The 18,641-nt window shown below is 71.1% G+C and carries 20 protein-coding genes; 9 read left to right on the top strand and 11 right to left on the bottom strand.

From position 1 onward, the window contains the following. Positions 1–14 precede the first annotated feature (14 nt). On the top strand, positions 15–1,418 hold the full coding sequence (locus K6T50_RS11825; protein WP_222606791.1) for an MATE family efflux transporter: 1,404 nt from the start codon (positions 15–17) through the stop codon (positions 1,416–1,418). A gap of 62 nt (positions 1,419–1,480) precedes the next feature. Further along, positions 1,481–2,992 carry an MATE family efflux transporter gene (locus K6T50_RS11820; protein WP_222606790.1) on the top strand — a complete coding sequence of 504 codons (1,512 nt, stop codon included), beginning with the start codon at positions 1,481–1,483 and terminating at the stop codon, positions 2,990–2,992. 73 nt (positions 2,993–3,065) lie between these two features. Here the strand turns inward: K6T50_RS11820 and K6T50_RS11815 are convergent, their stop codons facing one another. The 4 genes from K6T50_RS11815 to ubaA form a co-directional block, all read right to left on the bottom strand. After that, the gene (locus tag K6T50_RS11815; protein ID WP_222606789.1) at positions 3,066–3,326 is read right to left on the bottom strand and encodes a hypothetical protein; all 261 of its coding nucleotides are present in this window, start codon (positions 3,324–3,326) and stop codon (positions 3,066–3,068) included. Between the two features lie 344 nt (positions 3,327–3,670). Beyond that, on the bottom strand, positions 3,671–4,807 hold the full coding sequence (citZ, locus tag K6T50_RS11810; RefSeq protein WP_222606788.1) for a citrate synthase: 1,137 nt from the start codon (positions 4,805–4,807) through the stop codon (positions 3,671–3,673). A 137-nt stretch (positions 4,808–4,944) separates the two neighbouring features. Then, positions 4,945–5,385 (bottom strand): PaaI family thioesterase, encoded by a 441-nt coding sequence (locus tag K6T50_RS11805; RefSeq protein WP_222606787.1) that lies wholly within the window; start codon positions 5,383–5,385, stop codon positions 4,945–4,947. A 103-nt stretch (positions 5,386–5,488) separates the two neighbouring features. Then, complete coding sequence (gene ubaA, locus K6T50_RS11800) at positions 5,489–6,304, bottom strand: SAMP-activating enzyme E1 (protein ID WP_222606786.1); 816 nt, start codon at positions 6,302–6,304, stop codon at positions 5,489–5,491. Positions 6,305–6,485: 181 nt separating this feature from the next. Between ubaA and K6T50_RS11795 the strand changes: the two genes are divergently transcribed. Both K6T50_RS11795 and K6T50_RS11790 read left to right on the top strand, forming a co-directional pair. After that, on the top strand, positions 6,486–6,833 hold the full coding sequence (locus K6T50_RS11795) for a hypothetical protein (protein WP_222606785.1): 348 nt from the start codon (positions 6,486–6,488) through the stop codon (positions 6,831–6,833). A gap of 78 nt (positions 6,834–6,911) precedes the next feature. Continuing rightward, positions 6,912–7,925, top strand: a complete 1,014-nt coding sequence (locus tag K6T50_RS11790; RefSeq protein WP_222606784.1) for an NADP-dependent oxidoreductase — start codon at positions 6,912–6,914, stop codon at positions 7,923–7,925. 47 nt (positions 7,926–7,972) lie between these two features. On the opposite strand, the gene npdG is transcribed toward K6T50_RS11790, so the two are convergent. After that, the gene (gene npdG, locus K6T50_RS11785) at positions 7,973–8,641 is read right to left on the bottom strand and encodes an NADPH-dependent F420 reductase (RefSeq protein WP_222606783.1); all 669 of its coding nucleotides are present in this window, start codon (positions 8,639–8,641) and stop codon (positions 7,973–7,975) included. 142 nt (positions 8,642–8,783) lie between these two features. Between npdG and K6T50_RS11780 the strand changes: the two genes are divergently transcribed. Beyond that, on the top strand, positions 8,784–9,263 hold the full coding sequence (locus K6T50_RS11780) for a hypothetical protein (protein ID WP_222606782.1): 480 nt from the start codon (positions 8,784–8,786) through the stop codon (positions 9,261–9,263). Between the two features lie 23 nt (positions 9,264–9,286). On the opposite strand, the gene K6T50_RS11775 is transcribed toward K6T50_RS11780, so the two are convergent. The 3 genes from K6T50_RS11775 to K6T50_RS11765 form a co-directional block, all read right to left on the bottom strand. Continuing rightward, the gene (locus K6T50_RS11775) at positions 9,287–9,562 is read right to left on the bottom strand and encodes a DUF7534 family protein (protein WP_222606781.1); all 276 of its coding nucleotides are present in this window, start codon (positions 9,560–9,562) and stop codon (positions 9,287–9,289) included. A 7-nt stretch (positions 9,563–9,569) separates the two neighbouring features. Beyond that, entirely contained in the window at positions 9,570–10,436 is an 867-nt protein-coding gene (locus K6T50_RS11770) for a TIGR01548 family HAD-type hydrolase (protein ID WP_222606780.1), read from the bottom strand. 126 nt (positions 10,437–10,562) lie between these two features. Then, positions 10,563–11,057, bottom strand: coding sequence for a UPF0146 family protein (locus tag K6T50_RS11765; protein ID WP_222606779.1), 495 nt, complete (start codon positions 11,055–11,057; stop codon positions 10,563–10,565). A 10-nt stretch (positions 11,058–11,067) separates the two neighbouring features. On the opposite strand from K6T50_RS11765, the gene K6T50_RS11760 reads away from it, so the two are divergent. Together K6T50_RS11760 and K6T50_RS11755 are read left to right on the top strand one after the other, a co-directional pair. Next, on the top strand, positions 11,068–11,589 hold the full coding sequence (locus K6T50_RS11760; protein ID WP_222606778.1) for an archaemetzincin family Zn-dependent metalloprotease: 522 nt from the start codon (positions 11,068–11,070) through the stop codon (positions 11,587–11,589). Positions 11,590–11,784: 195 nt separating this feature from the next. Further along, positions 11,785–12,237, top strand: a complete 453-nt coding sequence (locus K6T50_RS11755) for a ferritin-like domain-containing protein (protein WP_222606777.1) — start codon at positions 11,785–11,787, stop codon at positions 12,235–12,237. A gap of 458 nt (positions 12,238–12,695) precedes the next feature. Here K6T50_RS11755 and K6T50_RS11750 read toward each other — a convergent pair whose 3' ends face one another. Both K6T50_RS11750 and K6T50_RS11745 read right to left on the bottom strand, forming a co-directional pair. Further along, positions 12,696–14,525, bottom strand: coding sequence for a ribosome biogenesis/translation initiation ATPase RLI (locus tag K6T50_RS11750; RefSeq protein WP_222606776.1), 1,830 nt, complete (start codon positions 14,523–14,525; stop codon positions 12,696–12,698). Further along, the gene (locus K6T50_RS11745; RefSeq protein ID WP_222606775.1) at positions 14,526–14,843 is read right to left on the bottom strand and encodes an EMC6-like membrane protein; all 318 of its coding nucleotides are present in this window, start codon (positions 14,841–14,843) and stop codon (positions 14,526–14,528) included. Positions 14,844–14,958: 115 nt separating this feature from the next. Here K6T50_RS11745 and K6T50_RS11740 point away from each other — a divergent pair, with 115 nt between their 5' ends. Beyond that, positions 14,959–15,237, top strand: coding sequence for a MarR family transcriptional regulator (locus tag K6T50_RS11740; RefSeq protein WP_222606774.1), 279 nt, complete (start codon positions 14,959–14,961; stop codon positions 15,235–15,237). A gap of 219 nt (positions 15,238–15,456) precedes the next feature. On the opposite strand, the gene K6T50_RS11735 is transcribed toward K6T50_RS11740, so the two are convergent. Next, the gene (locus tag K6T50_RS11735; protein ID WP_222606773.1) at positions 15,457–17,349 is read right to left on the bottom strand and encodes a PINc/VapC family ATPase; all 1,893 of its coding nucleotides are present in this window, start codon (positions 17,347–17,349) and stop codon (positions 15,457–15,459) included. Between the two features lie 111 nt (positions 17,350–17,460). On the opposite strand from K6T50_RS11735, the gene K6T50_RS11730 reads away from it, so the two are divergent. Further along, positions 17,461–18,636: a M20 family metallopeptidase gene (locus K6T50_RS11730; RefSeq protein WP_222606772.1), complete on the top strand. Its 1,176-nt coding sequence runs from the start codon at positions 17,461–17,463 to the stop codon at positions 18,634–18,636. Positions 18,637–18,641: the final 5 nt, after the last annotated feature.

The following is an 18,641-nucleotide window of genomic DNA, read 5'->3' as shown; positions in this document are numbered from 1 at the left end:
TTCGACGGGCCGATATGAGTCGCGAGCGTCTGCTCGGCGTCTGGCGGCGCGTGCTCTCGCTCGCGTGGCCCGTCATGGCCGAGCAGACGTTCCGCACGGCGATGCGGACGACCGACATCATCGTCACCGCCCAGTTCTCGCCGGCGGCGGTCGTCGCCATCGGCCTCGCCGACCTGTACGCCCGGTTCCCGCTGCGCATCGGACTCGGCCTCGGCGGCGGCGCGATCGCCCTCTCCAGCCAGGACACCGGCGCCGCCGCCGACGCCAACCGCGACGAGGCCGTGACGCAGGCCGTCCTGATGGGCCTGCTCGCGGGCGTCCCGTTCGTGTTCATCGGGTTGCTGTTCGGCGAGCCGATCATCGCGCTGCTGGGCGCCGACGCGAACACCGCCGCGCTGGGCGGGACGTACCTCGCCATCGTGTTCGCCACGGCGCCGGCCCGCCACGTCGCGCTCATCGGCGCGCGCTCGCTGCAGGGCACCGGCGACACGCGCACGCCGATGTACGTGAACGTGCTCGCGAACGCGCTCAACATCGCCGGGTCGTTCGTCCTCGGCCTCGGCCTGCTGGGGGCGCCCCGGCTCGACATCGTCGGCGTCGGCATCGCCACGGCCGGCGCGAACGTGCTCACCGCCGTGCTCCTGCTGGGGGCGATGGCGACCTCGTGGGCCGAGGCGAGCCTCGTGCGCCCCCGCGACGGGGTCATCGCCAAACAGCTCGTTCGGGTCTCCGCGCCGCGGGTGCTGGAGGGCTTCTCCGCGACGATCGCCGAGTTCCCGTTCAACGCCCTGCTGCTCGGGTTCGGCACGGAGGTCAACGCCGGCTTCCAGATCGGCCGCCGGATGTACCAGCAGGTGACCGGGCCGCTCTCGCGCGGCTACAACGTCGCCGCCAGCGTCGTCGTCGGGCAGGCGCTCGGCGACGGCGACGCAGCGGGCGCGCGGTACAACGGCTACGCCGTGACCGGACTCGGGCTGGCGACCGTCGGGGTCATCGGCGTCCTCCTCGTCGCGCTCGCGCCCGCGTTCGTCTCGGTGTTCACCGACGACGCCGGGACGGTCCCGCACGCGGTCGCGTTCGCGCGGGTGTACGGCGCCACCGCCGCGTTCCTCGTCGCCTTCACCGTGCTCTCGGGGGCGCTCCAGGGCGCCAGCGAGACGCGGATCCCGCTGGTCGGGCGGCTCGTCGGCACCTTCGGCTTCCTGCTGGGCACGACGTATCTCGTCGGCGAGGTGCTCGGCTTCGGCGCCCGGGGGGCGTACCTCGGGGTCGGCCTCCAGTACGTCTGTATGACCGCGGTCGTGCTCTGGGGCTTCCGGTACACCCGGTGGGCGTCGCGGGCGGCCGAGATGATGGCCGAGCGCGGGAGCGGCGACGGCGACGGGGCCGAAAGCGTGGAGGACGGGGAGGGCGTGTGACCCCTCGTCACCGCGTGCCAACGCGCCGATAGCTACAAGTCCGGCGCCCGCGCCCGACCGTCGTGTCCCTCCGTTCCCGTGTCGCCGCCGCGCTCGATGACGCGCTCCCGGCCGGCTGGTACCCGACGTGGCGTCGGGCCGTCGGGCTCGGCGCCCCCGTGACCGCCCGCAACGGCGTCGGCCAGCTGATGCGGACGACCGACGTCGTCATCTCCGCGGCACTGTCGCCGGCGGCGGTCGTCGGCCTCGGCATCGCGGATCTCTTCGCCTCGCTGCCGTTCCGGGCGAGCGGCGGCGTCGTCGGCGCGTCCGCGACCCTGACGAGTCAGGACACCGGCGCGGGTGCCGACGCCAACCGCGACGAGGCGTTCACGCAGGCGGCCCTGCTGGCGGCGCTCGTAACGCTCCCGTTCGCGCTCGTCGGGATCGGCCTGGGTACGGAGGTGCTCCGGCTCGTCGGCGCCGACGCAGAGTCCGCCCGGGAGGGTGCACGCTACCTCGCGCTCGTCTCCGTGCCGATGCCGCTGGGCGCGCTCGCGGCGGTGTCGAGCGCGACGCTGGAGGCCACCGGCGACACTCGGACCCCGACGTACGTGTCGGTGCCCGCCTCCGTGTTCAACGCCGGCGCCTCGCTTGTGTTCGGGCTCGGGCTGCTCGGGGCGCCGCGCCTGGGCATCGTCGGCATCGGCGCCGCCTCGCTCGTCGCGATGACCGCACGGTCGCTCGTGCTCGTCGGCTATACCCACCTGCGCGGTCCCGTCGGGTTCGTCCGGCCGCGCGACCCCACGATCGCACGTCAGATCGTCCGGATCGGCGTCCCGCAAAGCGCCGCCGGCGTCGTCACGGCCGTCGCGGTGTTCCCGTTCAACACGCTCGTGCTCCAGTTCGGGACGGCGGCGAACGCCGGCTACCAGCTCGCGTGGCGGGTGTACACCCAGGTGCTCGCGCCCGTCGGCAGCGGCGTCGGCCGCGGCGCGAGCATCGTCGTCGGCCAGCGCCTCGGCGAGCGCGCCGCGGCAGCTGGGGATGACACGGACGGCGCGGGCGGCACGAGCGAGGCGGGCAGCACGGACGGGACGAGCGAGGGTCCGGCTGGGTCCCGGGACGATCCGGCAACCCTCCCGGTCGCGCGGATGGCGACCGCGCTGGTCGTCCTCGGGGGCGGCGTTGCCCTCGCGCTCGGGGGTGGCGTCGCCCTCGCGGCCGGATCGATCGCGCGACTGCTCGCCGAGGACCCGGCGGTCGCCGCGGCCGCGACCCCGTTCGTCACGGTGCTCGGGTTGTCGGGCGTGCTCGGCATCACCAACGTCGTCGCGTCGGCGTCGCTCGACGCCGCCGGGGAGACCCGCGTCCCGCTGGCCTCCCGGGTGATCGGGATGTTCGGCGGCTACGTCGGGGTTTCGTGGGGGTTGTACGAACTCCTCGGGTGGGGTATCGAGGCGGCCTACGCCGGTCAGTTCGCCTGTTACGTCCTCATGCTCGCGGTGACGGCGTGGGGGCTCGTTCGAACCGACTGGGTCGGCCGGGCGACGGCGATGCTCGACGAGCGCGGGAGCGTCGGCTCGGACGGATGACGGAGCGAAAACGGGTGAACGGAACGCGGCGACGCGCCGGGAGCGGTGAGCGGGTTCGGGCCGGATGCGGCGCCTATCGGCGCGCGTACCGGACGAGTTCGCGGCCGAGGAAGCCGACGGCGATGCCGGCGCCGAACGTTCGGATCAGTTCCTCGCGGCGGCGCTCGCGGTACTCCTCGGGGAAGTACTCGGTCATGAGGTCGAACATACGCTCGCCGACCTCGTGGCGGACGAGCTGGCCGCGCTCGCCGGCTCGGCTCCGCGCCCCGCTTCGAACCTTCTCGGCGTACTCGCTGTAGTCGTCGCTTCGGGGGGTTCTGATCTTCAGGTCCATACACATGATACTCCCGCAGAGGGGATAACCGTTTCTCGGACCCGTGCGATCACGCGTCTCGGTCGGAATTGCGGCGAAAAATCGATCGATCGTGGGGTGTCGTCGCCGTCTACCGGTCCTCGATCGGCACCCACTCGGCGTTCTTCTCGCCGACGTAGCGGGCGCGCGGCCGGATCAGCCGATCACGCACCCACGTTTTACGCTGCGCTCGTTCCCTGCGGTCACTCGCTCGGCAAAACGTGGATCAAAAGCACTCCTCCCTCTCTCTGGGCGGCTCCGCCGCCCGCCGCTCGGTCGTCGGCCGACCGCTCGCTCCGCTTGCGGTCGATAGTGTCCCGTTCGGGTTACCGGTCCTCGATCGGCACCCACTCGGCGTCCTCCTCGCCGACGTAGCGGGCGCGCGGCCGGATCAGCCGATTGTCCTCGTACTGCTCCATCACGTGGGCGGCCCAGCCGCCGACGCGCGAGACCGCGAAGATGGGCGTGTAGATGTCGATCGGGATGCCCATCTGGTAGTACGTCGTCGCCGAGTAGAAGTCGACGTTGGGCGCGAGGCCCTTCTCCTCGGCCATGTACTCCTCGATGGCGACGCTCATCTCGTACCACTTCATGTCGCCGGCGGCCTCGCCCAACGCCTCCGAGCGGTCGCCGAGGATCTTCGCGCGCGGGTCCTTCACGTTGTACACGCGGTGACCGAAGCCGGCGACGCGGCGGCCCTCCTCGAGCGCCTGCGTCACCCACTCGACGGGCTCCTGGTCGGCCTCGTCGATCTCCTGGAGCATCCGCATCACGTTGGCGTTGGCGCCGCCGTGGAGGCTCCCCGAGAGCGTGCCGACGGCGGAGGTGACCGCCGAGTGCATATCCGCGAGCGTCGAGGCGGTGACCGTCGCCGAGAACGTGGAGGCGTTGAGGCCGTGGTCCGCGTGGAGCACGAGCGCCTGGTCGAACACGTCGGCGGTGACCTCGTCGGGCACCTCGCCGTTGAGCATGTACAGGAAGTTCTCGGCGTGGTCCAGGTCCTCGCGCGGGTCGACCGGCTCCTCGCCGTCGCGGACGCGCGCGAACGCCGCCAGCGCCGTCGGCAGCTTCGCCGTGATCCGGCGCGCCTTGCGGACGTTCGCCTCGGGGTCGGTCGGGTCGGCGTCGGTGTCGGGGTCCGCGGCCGACAGCGACGAGGCGGCGGTGCGCATCGCCGCCATCGGCTCCTCGTCGGCTTCCGCGAGGCGCGTGACCGTCTCAAGCGTGTCGTCGTCGAGACCGCGCTCGGCGCTCATCGCCTCCTCGAACGCGGACAGCTCCGACTCGGTCGGGAGTTCACCGTTCCACAGGAGATACAGCGTCTCCTCGTAGGAGGCGTGCTCGGCGAGATCCTCGATGGCGTACCCGCGGTAGACGAGTTTGCCCTCGTCACCGTCGATGAAGCTGAGGTCGGACTCGGCGACGAGGACGCCCTCCAGTCCCCGCTTGAGTTCGTCGGACATACCTCGGACTTCCGAGGGGCCGCCGAAAAGCGTTATCTTTCGGGAAGAACCCACACACTCCCCCGACCGGGCCCCGCGGGGACGGCCGCGCGTCCTCGCTCGCGACCGGGCGGCGTCGCCGGCGATCTCCCGACGCGCTACCCGTCGAGCGAGTCGTCGCCCGGCGTGACGCCCCACGCGCCGCCGTCGCCGCCGCCCCCGGTCTTGAACGTCCCGCGCGCGTTGGCGACGTGGGTGCCGTCCACGTCCTCGATCCGCACCTCCGCGGTGGCGACGCTGCCGCCGTCGCGGACGACGGTCGCCTCCGCGCGCAGGTCGGTCGTCGCCGGCGCGAGGTAGTCCATCCGCATGTCGACGGTCGGCGTCGGCTTGTGGTGCAGCGAGATGACCGCCGCCCCCGCGGCCGTGTCCGCCAGCGCGTAGGTGACGCCGCCGTGGGCGATCTTCCGCCCCGGCACCGACGAGAGGTCCTCGTGCATCGGGAGCTCGACGACGGCGCGGCCGTCGGCGGCCTCGACGACGTCGATACCCATGTGGTCGGCGAACGGCATCCCGTTGAGCAGGTCGGCGACGCTCATCTCCTCGGCCCCCGGTCGACTCCGGCGAACTGATGCATACCTCCCGCGTCGACACCGGGGAGCAAAAACGGACCGACCCGCCGCGACCGGCGCGGGCCGCCGGTCAGTCGGCCGTGACGCTGCAGCCGTGCTCGTAGTCGATCCCCTCGATGGAGTCGATGGCGTCGTCGCCACACACCGGGCAGTCGGGGTTCGGGCGGTACGGTACCGTTTCGAAGGTCATGTCCATCGCGTCGTAAAACAGGAGCCGACCCTCCAGCACCTCGCCCGCCTCCAGCAGGAGCTTCACGGCCTCGGTCGCCTGGATACAGCCGACGGTGCCGGGAAGCACGCCGAGCACGCCCGTCGTCGCGCAGTCGGGGATCTCGCCGGGCTCGGGCGCCTCGGGGAACAGACAGCGGTAGCAGGGCCCCTCGGGCACCAGCGTGGTCGCCTGCCCCTCGAACTTGTAGATCGAGCCGTGGGCGACCGGCGTGTCGGTCAGCCGCGCCACGTCGTTGACGAGGTATCGGGTGCCGAAGTTGTCGGATGCGTCGACGACGACGTCGTAGTCGCCGATCAGGTCCTCGGCGTTGCCGTCGTCGAGGCGCGTCTCGTGGGGCTCCACGTCCACGTCGGGGTTGAGCCGGCGGACGTACTCGGCGGCCGACTCGGCCTTCGGCCTGCCCACGTCGGCGTCCGCGTGGACGATCTGCCGCTGGAGGTTCGACCGCTCCACCTCGTCGTCGTCGACGATCCCGAGTCGGCCGACGCCCGCGGCCGCGAGGTACTGGACGACCGGTGAGCCGAGCCCGCCGGCGCCGACGACGAGCGCCGAGCCCTCCAGCAACGCCTGCTGGCCCGCGGGACCGACCTCGTCGAGGATGATGTGCCGCGAGTAGCGGTCGAGTTGGGTGGAATCGAGCGCGAGTCCGGTCATACTCGGGCGTCGGTTCCGTGAGGGCATAAGCGCCCTGCCGCCGGACAACCGTCGAGCCTCGACGGGTCGCCGTCGACTCCGGACGGGCGACCGTCGGGTGTCGATTGACGGCGGCCGAGCGTCGACGGGCGCCGACGTGCGGCCGCCGAGCTTTCGTGTCCGCGGGCCCGATCCGGCCGGTGTGAACGACCAGAACGGACAGCACAAGTCCGAGGCGCAAAGCGCGGAGGGTCGGCCGTCGGACACCGGCGAGGAGGTCGCGTTCGATCGGTTCCCGATCGGGGAGTGGGACGCGCTTCGCGACCGCGTGCGCGACCTCGACGCGACGGCGACCGACAGCGCCGACGAGATCGCCGTCGACGACGGGACCGCGCGGTTCGTCGTGACCCGGGAGGGCACCGTCTCGGGGTCGATGCCCCGCCACGAGTTCGCCCGCGACGGCGTCGACGCGGTGGAAGTCGCCGACGACGGGTCGGCGCTGCGGGTCCACGACGCCGACCACGCCGTCGAGTACGTGTTCCACCTGTAGGCGGCCCGACCGGGAAACCGCCGGCGCGTCGTCGCCCGTTCCCGAAGGGTTAGGCGACGCGGGGCCCTCACACGGTCCATGTCCGACAACAGGCGCTTCCACCTCGCGAAGCGACCCGAGGGCGTACCGAGCGCGGATACCTTCGACCTCCGCGAGGTCGACCGCCCCGAGCCGGCGCCGGGCGAGGCGCTCGTGCGCGTGCTGTCCCTCTCGGTCGACCCGTACATGCGCGACCGGATGCGCGCCGGCGAGTCGTACGCCCAGCCGTGGGCGGTGGGCGACCCGCTCCGCGGCGGCGCCGTCTGCGAGGTCGTCGAGTCCAACGGCGCCGGCTTCGAGCCCGGCGACACCGTCGTCGGCGAGCTCCCGTGGGCCGAGTACGCGACCGTCGACGGGTCGGATCTCACGCCCGTCGACACCGGCGGCCTCCCCGTCTCCACCGCCCTCGGCGTGCTCGGGATGCCCGGCCGCACCGCCTACTTCGGCACCCGCGAGGTCGCCGAGCCGAAGGCCGACGACTGGATGGTCGTCTCCGGCGCCGCCGGCGCGGTCGGATCGGTCGTCGGCCAACTCGGGGAGCTCCAGGGCGCGGACGTCGTCGGGATCGCCGGCTCCGACGAGAAGTGCGACTGGCTCACGGAGGAGCTGGGCTTCACGGCCGCGATCAACTACAAGGGGGAGGACGTGGGCGCCCGCCTCGACGAGGTCGCCGACGGCGTCGACGTGTACTACGACAACGTCGGCGGCCCCGTCACGGACGCGGTGTGGGGACGGCTGAACGTCGACGCCCGCGTCGCGATCTGCGGGCAGATCGCCCTCTACAACGCCGAGGAGCTGCCCACCGGGCCACGGAAGCTCTCGACACTCATCGAGACCCGCGCCCGCGTCGAGGGGTTGCTCGTGCGCGACTTCGCGCCGCGGTTCCGCGAGGCGACCGAACACCTCGGCGAACTCGTCGCCGCCGGCGACCTCCAGTACCGCGAGACGGTCACGGAGGGACTGGAGAACGCGCCGGAGGCGTTCCTCGGACTGTTCGAGGGCGAGAACGTCGGCAAGCAGGTCGTGAAGGTCGCCGACGCGGACGGCGAGTAACGAGACGACGGACAGCCGTCGCGCACCGGCCGGCCCGCGCGCGACGGTCAGTCGAACCGGACGCCGAGGTCGTGCAGGTCGTCGTTGTTCGTCGCGACGTTGATCAACAGCGGCGTGAGCGACTCCACCTCGGCGGCGTTCGAGAGCCCGCCCGCCGAGAGCGCGCGCAGCCCCTCGATCTCCTCGGCCAGCCGCGACACCGTCGCCGCCGCGTCGTCGTCGTCCGCGACGACCAGCGTGTCGATCCCCAACTCCTGTGAGAGGTCCGCGAGCCGGCCGGCCGCGAGGTTGTGGAACGCGCCGACGACCGGCACCTCGTCGGGCACCGCGTCCCGGACGAGCGCGGTCACGCTGCCCGCGCTCGGCGGGTGGTAGTGGAAGCCGTCGTCCTCGCGTTTCATCCCCGCGGCCGGCGTGACGACCACGTCGTCAGCGTCGAGGGTCGACTCGACCGCCTCGACCGTGTCGGCGACGTGGTACGGCGGCACCGCGAGCACGACCACGTCGGCGCGGTCGGCCGCCATCGCGTTGTCGAATCCCTTCACCGTCGCGTCGCCGCCGGCGTCGGCGACAGCCGCGACGTAGCTCTCGGCGGCCGCGCGGGCCTTCTCGGGGTCCCGGGAGCCGACGAGCAGTTCGTGGTCCGTGTCGCGGCCCCAGCGCACGGCGAGCCCCTCGCCGATGTCGCCGGTGCCGCCGAGTAGCGCGATTCGCATGGGCGGACCTGCGGGCGGCCCGGGAGTAAGCGTTGCGTGACCGGACAGGGCTGACGGTACCGAGGGGGACGCGTCCGGCGCCGGCGGCGACCCCCTCCGGCCGCGGCGACGCGTTGATACGACCGGGCCCGGATCCGCCCTCATGGCCGGTCCCGACGCCGTCGACGTCCTCCTCCGCCCGACCCCCGAGGAGCGCGCCCGCCCGGGACGGGCGTTCCTCGGCGACGACGAACTCCTGCTCGCGCCGACGCGTCACGGTCGCCTCACCCGACTGGTCGCCGGCGCCGCAAGCGGCCTCTTCGGCGATCTACCGGAGACATTGGGGCTGTACGACCCGCACGCGGTATCCCGAACGGAGGCGGTCCACGACCCGGAAACGGTGCGGATCCGCTACGGCGAGCTGACGGGGCTCGCGCCGTTCGCGCGACCGACCGGCTTCTCGCTGCACCTCCGCGTCGACGGTCGTAGCGAGGACGTTCGGCTGGCGTTTCGGTCGGACGACGAACGTGCGGAGGCCGTGTCGCTGGCGCGGGCGCTCCGCGACCGGGCGCGCGCCGCCGGCGGCGACCCGTCGGTGTTCGATCCCGGAGGACGGACGCGTCTGCTGTCGCTCGATGGCTGACCGGATACTCCCGGCCGAGTGGATTAGGGCCCGCCGGCACCGCCGTACTTGTAGACGAACCAGTACGCCAGCACCGGCGAGACGACCAGCATCGGGCCGACCGTGATCGCCAGCGTCAGCAGGTCCGGCGGGACGAACCGCGTCGCCAGCGCGAGCGCCAGCAGGTCGAGCATCGCGAGGAAGGTGAGAAACCGGACGAGCCGGGGGACTCGCGTCCGGCGGTCGTCGCCACCCCGGCGGTCGCCGTCGCCTCGCTGGTCACTGGCGTCCCGCCGCTCCGTGCCGCCTCGCTCGCTCACGGAGCGGTCACTCCAGGAGGTCCGGCAGGTCGTTCACGCTCTCGATCACCGCGCTGGCGCCGGCGTCGGCGTACTTCGCGCGGCCCTCCTCGCCGGTGAGCCCGCCCGTCAGGACGCCGACCCCGTAGTAGGCGGTCGAGTCGTCCGCGGCGTCGGCGTTGACGGCGGTGCGCACGTCGTCGAGGGTGTCGCCGACGAACGCCACCCGGTCGGCGTCGGTGCGCTCGGCGAGCGTCACGAGCGCCCGGGGGTGGGGCTTGCCTTCCTCCCAATCGTCCATGGTGAAGCGGCGCTCCTCGGCCACGTCGAGACCGACGCGGTCGAGGGCGATATCCGCCTCCGCGGCGGGGCGCCCCGTGAGGACGCACACCGGGTAGCGCTCTGTCAACGCGTCGACGGTCGCCTCGGTCACGATTACCGGTTCGTCGTGGATGAACCCCGGCGCCTCGAACGGCGGCGCGTCGCCCTCGATGTCGCGGTACAGCTCGGCACCGAGGTACAACGCCTGGAACGTCTCCCGGATGCGCTCGGGGTCCCACTCGGCCTCGATCGCGTCGGCCGTGTCGTCGCCGAGGGCGTCGCGGACGGCGGCGCGGGCGCCGTCGAGCCCGGTTCCGTTGGCGGCGACGGCGTCGGTGAACGCGTCCACGTCGGCGTCGAGGCCGCGCTCGCGTGCGAGCACGTACAGCGCGACGGCGTCGCTCAGCTCCCAGTCGTTGTTGAACCCGCCGGCGTCCTTGAACGCCTGGAGGTCCGCGCGGGCGAGGGTGTCGCCGTACAGTCGGTCGACGCTCTCGACGACCGCCCGGCGGTAGGAATCGGCCACGTCGACGAGCACGCCGTCCACGTCCAACACGACCGTGTCGACTCGCATACCGACCGAAGGGGGTGGCCCGCGTATGGGCGTTGCGACTCCGGGCGGCGTGGGACGCCGGGGACGGGCAGCGCGGTGGGTCGCCTCCGCCGGGCGGTGCGGCGTTCCGACTCCGCGGCGCGTGCCTCACCCGAGGAGGACGCCCTCGGGGTCGCGGGCGACGTGGAGGGTGTCGCCGCCGGGCAGCGCCAGCGGCGTCGCGTCGACCGCGGGCGGGTCGCCGCCGAGCGTCGTGAAACAGCAGGCGGCGTCGACCGCGGCGGCGACGCGGACGAGCGGGCGGTGCAGCTCCGGCGGGCAGTTGAGCGCGTACACGCAATCGACGCGGTAGTGGTCTCCGAGGGCGTCGTCCAGGTCGGAACGGTCGCCACCGGAACCGCCGGCCGCGCGCTCCGCGGCGGCGACGATATCGTCGCGGACGAACTCGACACCCTCCGGTGGCTCGCGCTCGACCACGTCCGTCGCGGTCACCGCGCGGCCGTCGTCCGCGAGGCCCGCGGCCACCTCGTGGCGCACACCGATTCCGACCTCACAGTGCCGTCCGAATCCGGCGAGTTTCCGACGGACTGCGGCCCGACGATCGTCTGACACGGTCGGGTAACTTATGTTCGCACCCGTCATAAACACGTGCATGCATGTCGACATCGTGCCCATCGGGGACGTCTCCGCGCAGGTCAAGCGCGAGGCGTCGGCGGGCCTCCGCTCGGTGTACGACTGCGACGTGACGGTTCACGACGAGCAGTCGATCCCCGAGGGCGCGTACGATCGCAGCCGCAACCAGTACCGGGCCGAGCAGTTCATCGAGCTCGTCTCGCGTACCGGCAACGGCGAGAAGAACATCGGTATCACCCCGCAGGACCTGTACTACCGGCGGCGTAACTACGTCTTCGGGCTCGCGTATCTCAACGGCAACGGCTCGGTCGTCTCCACCTACCGCCTGCAGACCTCCTCGGACGGCGGCGTCACCTCCAAGCCCTCCAGCGAGGTGTTCGCCGACCGCGTCCGCAAGGAGATCGTCCACGAGATCGGCCACACGCTCGGCCTGGAGCACTGCGACAACAGCAAGTGCGTGATGTCCTTCTCCCCGACGGTGCGCGAGGTCGACGTGAAGGAGGAGCACCTCTGTGGCACCTGCGCTCGCGAGTACCTGTAGTCCCTCCGCCGACGGTACCCCATCCAGTCTCCCCGCCTCGACTCCGCACTCCACTTCTCTTCACCGCCGCCCTCCACCTCACCGCCGCCACCCGAATCCACGTCTCTACCCCGGCGTCCTCGTTCGATCTCCCGTTCCGACGGTCCCGTTTCGGCGGACAGGTATATGCCCGCGGGGCGACGACATCGAGCTGTCATGTCCGAGGAAGTCATCGACCTGCTACGCAAGGCGTACGGCGACGAGATGGAGACGGTGATGAACTACCAGACGAACGCCATCGTCCTCGACGGCGTGCGCGCCGAGGAGATCAAAGAGAGCCTCCAGGCCGACATCCAGGAGGAGCTCACCCACGCCGAGCAGCTCGGCAACCGACTGAAGCAGCTCGACGCGCGACCGCCGGGGTCGGCGGAGTTCACCGCGAACCAGCACTCGCTGCAGCCGCCGGAGGACTCGACGAACGTGCTGTCGGTGATCGAGGGCGTCATCGACGCCGAGGAGGACGCCATCGCGACGTACCGCGACCTCATCGACGCGGCGGAGGCGGCCGACGACCCCGTCACCGAGGACCTCGCGGTGACGATCCTCTCCGAGGAGGAGGCCCACCGCTCGGAGTTCAAGGGGTACCGCAAGGAGTACAAGCGGGACTAGATCGGGTCGTTTCGGTCGTACCTGTCGTTCTCGTCGTCCCGAACACTGTTGTCGGTATCGACGGTCCGCTGTCCGCGAAAGCCCCTGACCGGCTCGTGTCCTGCGGCTCGCTGTGCGCTTCGCTCGGCTCGCTTCGCTCACCTCGCTGTAGTGCTTGCATCGCCTCGGCTCACGAGCCGGTCAGCCCCTTTCAGTCCCACCCGGGGGATGGACGCGCCGAGCGATCTGGCCGTTCGCACGGTGTGCACACTCTGCGGGTGGTCGGTTGTCGGCGCGCTCGACGCAAGCGAAGCGAGCGCGCGCAGGCGGGTGGGGAGGAAGAGACCCGCGGGGACTTTCACGGTCATCGCAGTCACCGTCCCCAGTCACGATCGTCGCAGTCGCTGTCGAGGTGGCGGTAGCGAAATCGAGAGCGGCGTACACGCGCCGACCGAATCGACGGAGAACGGCCGAACGATCTACCCGGAGTAGTAGTACTCGCCTTCGCGCTTCTGCTCGCGGTCGAGCTGCGAACCGGGCTTGTTGATCCGCGGGCGCCCCGTCCGCTCGTCGCGGCGGAACGTGATGTCCAGGTCGCCGAGGAAGTCGTTCATCCCCGAGCGCATCTGCTGGGGTTGGGTCGCGTGGCCGTGCACGGCCGGCTCGCCGTCGAACACCATCAGACGGTCGGCCAGCAGGTCGATCATGTAGATGTCGTGGTCGATGACCATCACCGTCGCGTCGTGGTTCTCGGCGTACCGGCGGATCGCGGTCGTCGCCTGCACGCGCTGCTCCACGTCGAGGTGCGCCGACGGCTCGTCCAGCAGGTACAGGTCGGCGTCCTCGGAGAGACACGCCGCGATGGCGACGCGCTGGCGCTCCCCGCCCGAGAGGTCGGTGAGGTTCTGCTCCATGATCGGGTTGAGCTGGAGCGGGCGGGCGATCTCGGTGTCCCAGTAGGAGGAGCCGAAGTCGTCGGCGATCGACGAGAGGAACGCGTCGACGCGCATCGGCTGGTCGATCTCGATGTACTGCGGCTTGTAGGCGATGTCGAGCCGGAAGTCGAGATCGCCCTCGTCGGGGTCGAGCTGCCCGGCGAACAGCTTCGCCATCGTCGACTTCCCGATCCCGTTGGGGCCGACGATGCCCAGCACCTCCGACTCGTGGACGGCGCCGCCGTCGACCGCCAGCGAGAACTCCCCCTCTCCGTAGGACTTCGTGATATCGGGGTACTCGAACAGCACCTGCGAGCGCGTGATCTCCCGGGGCGCGTGCTCGTCGAAGGTGATCGTGTTCGGCCGGATCCGCATGTTCTCGTTGTCGAGATACCCCTTCAGGTACTCGTTGATGCCGTTGCGGGTGGACTTCGGGTCCGTGACGACACCGTAGGCGCCGGGTTCACCGTAGGTGACGTGGAGCGTGTCCGCCAACAGGTCGAGGATGGCGAGGTCGTGCTCGACGACCATCATCGAGCGGTCGCCCTCGTCGGCGAGCTCGCGGATGAGCCGCGCGGCGGTCATCCGCTGGCCGATGTCGAGGTACGGCGTGATCTCGTCGAGGAAGTAGAAGTCCGCGTCGCGCGCGAGCGTCGCCGCCAGCGCCACGCGCTGGAGCTCGCCGCCGGAGATGGAGTCGATGTCCTGGTCCATCACCGGGCCGATCGAGAGGCGCTCGACCAGCGAGTCGAGGGCGTCGCGCTCGTCGGTGCGCTCCAGCAGCTCCCGGGTGTTGCCGTCGAACTGCTTGGGGATCTGGTCGACGTACTGCGGCTTGCGGGCCACGCTGACCTCGCCGTCGATGACGCGCTCGATGTAGTTCTGGAGTTCCGTCCCCTTGAACCGCTCAAGGACGGCGTCCCAGTTCGCCTCCTCGGCGTGGTTGCCGAGGTTCGGGATCAGCTCCCCCGAGAGCATCTTCACTGCCGTCGACTTCCCGATCCCGTTGGGCCCGAGGATGCCCGTCACCTTGCCGGGCTCGGGCACCGGGAGGCCGTACAGCCCGAACGCGTTGTCGCCGTAGCGGTGGACCGGGTCGTTCTCCAGCTCCGACGGGAGGTTGATGATCTCGATGGCGTCGAACGGGCACTTCTCGACGCAGATCCCGCACGTCTCGCCCAGGCAGATCTCCTCGGAGATCCACACCTGGTCGGGGCCGCCGTCGTACGGCTCGTCCTCGGCGTAGTGGTCGCCGCGCTCGACGATGCAGTCCTTGCCGGTGCGGTTGGGCGGACAGAAGTTCGCACACTCGTAGTTGCACCTGTCGGGCTGGCATCGATCGAGGTCGACGACCGCGATGCTGTCGTCGGCCATCTATTGGAGGTTCGCCGAGAGGATGACGCCGTAGGAGATGAACCACAGCGTGAAGGTCATGAACGCGACGTACAGGTTGTCCTTGATGCCGAAGTCCTCGACCTCCACCCCGAGGAGCTTCAACAGCGGTATCTGTATGAAGACCGCGGCCGCGACCACCAGAAGGGCGAGCCGGTTCGTCGCGGCGTCGACACCGACCCCGAGGAACGGGAGGGAGGCGGAGACGAGCGCCGCGGCGATCCCCGCCAGACACGCGACGGTGGTGACGGTCACCCCGCGTAGGTGGTCGGAGAGCCCCGAAGCTGTTTCCGTAGCCATGGCCGTAGGTCCGCCAGCCGGCGACAAAAGGGGTTCGCTTGGACGACGGCCGAGCGCGGACACCGAACAGTGTTCGGTGAACCTTTATCAGGACGCGGTGTTTCGATTCGTAACGATGACCGGAACCGACGAGGAGTCCCTCGACGATCTCCCTCCCAGCGCGAAGCTCGTGTTCAAGGTACTGGAGTACAACGGACCGCTGACGCAGAAAGGCATCGTCGAGGAGTCGATGCTGTCGGCGCGGACCGTCCGCTACGCACTCGAACGGCTCGAAAACATCGGCATCGTCGACGAGGACGTCTACTTCGCCGACGCCCGACAGAACCTCTATCAGCTCGATGCGCCCCAGAAGGCCGAGGCCGACGGGGGGCGCGAGGCCTGCTGCGCTGAGTAACCTCGGGTCGACGGACTCGCCGACCCGAACGCCGTTTTTTCGGACCCACTTCCCCCGAGCAGCGGCTGCGAACGTTGAACTCGGAGGCCGGGACCACACGGCGCGTGCGGTGACCGCCGCCGCGCGCCGTCCCGCGAAACTCCGGGGTCCGACGGCGTGCGGATCGACGCGACCCCGGTGTCCGCCACTCCCTCACGAACGTCGCGGAGCTCCGCCGGCTCAGGCGGGGACGACGGTGATCGTCCGCTTGCGGTCGATGGCGTCCTCCAGTTCCTCGGCGATGGCGCTCCCCCGGGACACCTGGATGTCGCCGCCGCGACCGACGGTCGCCGTGAACAGGTACTCGTCGTCCGCGCGCACCTCGACCGTCTCGCCGACGTGCTCGTCCATCCGGATCACGACGTGGCGGCTCGTGATCTCCGGCTGGACGACCTCGCCCTGGGGCTTCGGCGTCGATGCCGGACCGCCGGCGCCCGCGGCACCGTTCCCGGAGCCGTCGCCCGCGCTCCCCGGTCGGTCGGCGTGGGTACGCACGTCGATGTCGATGCCGAGGCGGTTCTCGATGTCGGTGATCCGGCCGCCGCCCTTGCCGATCACGTAGCTGATGTCGTCCTCCTCGACGTAGACGACCGCGTTGTTCTGGCCCTGCAGCTCCACGTCGACGTGACCGCGGGCGACCGACCGGATCTCGCGTTCGATCTCCTGTTTGGCGATGCGGCCGACGCCCGTCTCGCCGCCCCCGCCGTCGGCGCCGTCGAGCGGCACCGTGACGACCTGGTTGTTGAAGGTGTAGATCTCGTACTCCGGGGTTCCGGTCTCGAAGTCGACGACCTGGATCACCGGGCGAGAGAGGTCCTCGGCGGTGAGCCCCTCGGGCACCTTGACCTGCGTCGTCACGTCGTAGACGGTGTCGACGGCGCCGGCCTCGATGAACACGACGGTGTCGACGACCTGCGGGATCATCCCCAGCTCGACGCGGCCGACGAGCCGCTGGAGCGCGTCGATGGCGCGCGTCGCGTGGGTGACGCCGACCATCCCGACGCCCGCCAGGCGCATGTCCGCGAACACCTCGAAGTCGTGGGTCTTGCGCACCTCGTCGTAGATGGTGTAGTCCGGCCGGACGAGCAACAGCGAGTCCGCGGTGCTGGCCATGTCGCCCCCGAGGGCGGTGTACTGGGTGATCTCGTCGCTCACCTGCAGGTCGCGCGGCTTCTCCATCGTCTTCACCGCGTAGTCGTTGTCGTTGAGGAACTCCGCGACCGCCTGCGCGAACGTGGACTTCCCGGCGCCGGGCGCCCCCGCGATGAGCACGCCGCGCTGGCGCTCGGTGAAGCGGTCGCGCAGCTCGTCGGCGAACTCGTAGTCGTCGAGCGTCGTCTTCGCGATCGGCCGGACCGCCGTGATCTCGATGGCGTCCGAGAACGGCGGGCGAGCGACCGCGATCCGGTAGTTGCTGTACTGGACGATCGTCATCCCGGGCTCGGACAGCTCGATGAATCCCTGCCTCGACGTGCGGGCGGTCGCCTCGATCTCGTCGGCCCACGCGGCCATCTGCTCCTCGTCGGTGGGACCGTCGACCTCGTCGATGCGGACGTAGCGGAGGTCGGTGATGTCGCCGCGCTTCGCCTTCGGGTGGGTGCCCGTCTTGAGGTGGACCGACATCGTGTCGTCGGTGAAGAAGCGCTCGATATCGAGCCCGTCGTCCTCGGTGACGCCCCGCGGGACCGCCTCGACGTACTCCACGTCGAGCCCCGTTGCCTTCCCCGCCTCCGCCTGCACGAAGTCGGAGGTGAGGAGCACGGCGTCGTGTTCGACCGCGAGCTCGCGGATCAGGGCGTCGATGTCGCCCTCGCCGGCGCCCTCCTGCTCGGCGACGGTCGGTCGACGGCCGACGAACTCGGCGGTGATCTCGCCCTCATCGGCCAGTTCGGCGATGCGCTGGAGCTCCGCGAGGCCGTCCCAGCCGGTGTCGCGGCCGGCGTTGGCCTGCGCCTCCAGTTCGCCGACGACGGCCTCCGGGACGTAGACGGTCGCTCCCTGGTAGTCCCCGTCCGCGACGCGCTCCGACACGCGGCCGTCGATGACCGCGCTCGTGTCCGGCACGACGTTCATATCGGTCGTGCGGCCGCGAGCCGTTTAAGACTGCTTGCACGCGGTCGACCGACCGGGTCGCGTTCGAAGGGGGACGCCGGAGTTATGCTCGCGCCGCCCGCCCGGTCGGGTATGAGCGACCGCGACGCCGATGCCGACCGCGACACGACCGCCGTCCCCGACGGCGGTGCGACCGCCCCGAACACCGACGGCCTCCGGGCGCTCACGCGCGAACTGGTGTCGATCCCGAGCCACGAGGACGCGACCGCCGCCGGCGACGCCGTCGAGTCGTGGCTGCGCTCGGAGACCGACGCCGCCGTCGAGCGCGACGACCACGGGAACGTGTTCGCCCGCACGGGCGACCCCGACGCGCCGACCGTCGCGCTCGTCGGCCACCACGACGTGGTGCCGCCGGCGGAGTCGCAGACGACCGTCGGCGACGACGGCGAGGAGCGATACGTGATCGACGAGCGCGACGGCCGGCTGTACGGCCGCGGCAGCGCCGACATGAAGGGCGCCGTCGCCGCCGCGATGTGCGCCGTGCGCGACGCCGACCCCGACGGGGTGGAGCTGTGCTTCGCCTCCTTCGTCGGCGAGGAACTGGGCGGCGTCGGCGCCCGCGCGGCCATCGAGGACGGCTTCGCCCCGGAGTTCGCCGTCGTCGGGGAGGGCTCGACGAACTACTCGGGCGAGGGCGTCACCGACGTGGTCGTCGCGCACAAGGGCCGGCGCGCGAGCACGCTCGTCGCCTCGGGCGAGAGCGCGCACGCGAGCATCCCCGATGAGGGCGACAACGCCGTCTACCGCGCCTGCGACGCCGTCGACGTGGTCCGCGAACTGGACTTCCCCGAGACGACCGTCATGGGCGAGCGTGTGCGCGGGAGCGTCGCAGTCACCGAGATCGACGGCGGAACCGCGTGGAACGTCGTCCCCGACGAGTGCGAGGTGACCGTCGACGAGCGGACGGTCCCCGGCGAGCGCGCGCCCCTGGAGCGCGCCGGGTCGATCGAGGGGGTGGAGTGGCGCGTCGAGCAGGACCTCCCGCCGATGGCCTGCTCGGACGACGCCTTCGCCGACGCCGTGCTCGCTGCCGCCCGCGACGCCCAGTCGGGAGCGCCCGAGCACGTCGTGAAGCCGCACGCGACCGACGCCGGTTGGCTCGCCGACGCCGGCACCGCCTGCGTGATCTGCGGCGCCGCCGAGTCCGGGGAGGCGCACACCGACACCGAGAGCGTCTCGTGGGCGGTCCTCGACCGCTGTTACCGGATCTATCGCGGCGTCGCGGAGGGCGCGAGCGCGTTCGCGTAACGGTT

This window comes from Halobaculum magnesiiphilum (assembly GCF_019823105.1).
Taxonomy (GTDB): domain Archaea; phylum Halobacteriota; class Halobacteria; order Halobacteriales; family Haloferacaceae; genus Halobaculum; species Halobaculum magnesiiphilum.
This window is presented reverse-complemented; position numbering and strand designations above follow the sequence as displayed.

What these genes read in the sequence shown, in the direction of transcription:
- K6T50_RS11730 (WP_222606772.1), top strand. Translation starts at nt 17,461, where the DNA reads ATGAGCGACCGCGACGCCGATGCCGACCGCGACACGACCGCCGTCCCC.
- ubaA (WP_222606786.1), bottom strand. Translation starts at nt 6,304, where the DNA reads ATGACCGGACTCGCGCTCGATTCCACCCAACTCGACCGCTACTCGCGG.
- K6T50_RS11760 (WP_222606778.1), top strand. Translation starts at nt 11,068, where the DNA reads ATGCATGTCGACATCGTGCCCATCGGGGACGTCTCCGCGCAGGTCAAG.
- K6T50_RS11735 (WP_222606773.1), bottom strand. Translation starts at nt 17,349, where the DNA reads ATGAACGTCGTGCCGGACACGAGCGCGGTCATCGACGGCCGCGTGTCG.
- K6T50_RS11790 (WP_222606784.1), top strand. Translation starts at nt 6,912, where the DNA reads ATGTCCGACAACAGGCGCTTCCACCTCGCGAAGCGACCCGAGGGCGTA.
- K6T50_RS11770 (WP_222606780.1), bottom strand. Translation starts at nt 10,436, where the DNA reads ATGCGAGTCGACACGGTCGTGTTGGACGTGGACGGCGTGCTCGTCGAC.
- citZ (WP_222606788.1), bottom strand. Translation starts at nt 4,807, where the DNA reads ATGTCCGACGAACTCAAGCGGGGACTGGAGGGCGTCCTCGTCGCCGAG.
- npdG (WP_222606783.1), bottom strand. Translation starts at nt 8,641, where the DNA reads ATGCGAATCGCGCTACTCGGCGGCACCGGCGACATCGGCGAGGGGCTC.
- K6T50_RS11750 (WP_222606776.1), bottom strand. Translation starts at nt 14,525, where the DNA reads ATGGCCGACGACAGCATCGCGGTCGTCGACCTCGATCGATGCCAGCCC.
- K6T50_RS11780 (WP_222606782.1), top strand. Translation starts at nt 8,784, where the DNA reads ATGGCCGGTCCCGACGCCGTCGACGTCCTCCTCCGCCCGACCCCCGAG.
- K6T50_RS11740 (WP_222606774.1), top strand. Translation starts at nt 14,959, where the DNA reads ATGACCGGAACCGACGAGGAGTCCCTCGACGATCTCCCTCCCAGCGCG.
- K6T50_RS11805 (WP_222606787.1), bottom strand. Translation starts at nt 5,385, where the DNA reads ATGAGCGTCGCCGACCTGCTCAACGGGATGCCGTTCGCCGACCACATG.
- K6T50_RS11755 (WP_222606777.1), top strand. Translation starts at nt 11,785, where the DNA reads ATGTCCGAGGAAGTCATCGACCTGCTACGCAAGGCGTACGGCGACGAG.
- K6T50_RS11825 (WP_222606791.1), top strand. Translation starts at nt 15, where the DNA reads ATGAGTCGCGAGCGTCTGCTCGGCGTCTGGCGGCGCGTGCTCTCGCTC.
- K6T50_RS11815 (WP_222606789.1), bottom strand. Translation starts at nt 3,326, where the DNA reads ATGGACCTGAAGATCAGAACCCCCCGAAGCGACGACTACAGCGAGTAC.
- K6T50_RS11745 (WP_222606775.1), bottom strand. Translation starts at nt 14,843, where the DNA reads ATGGCTACGGAAACAGCTTCGGGGCTCTCCGACCACCTACGCGGGGTG.
- K6T50_RS11765 (WP_222606779.1), bottom strand. Translation starts at nt 11,057, where the DNA reads ATGACGGGTGCGAACATAAGTTACCCGACCGTGTCAGACGATCGTCGG.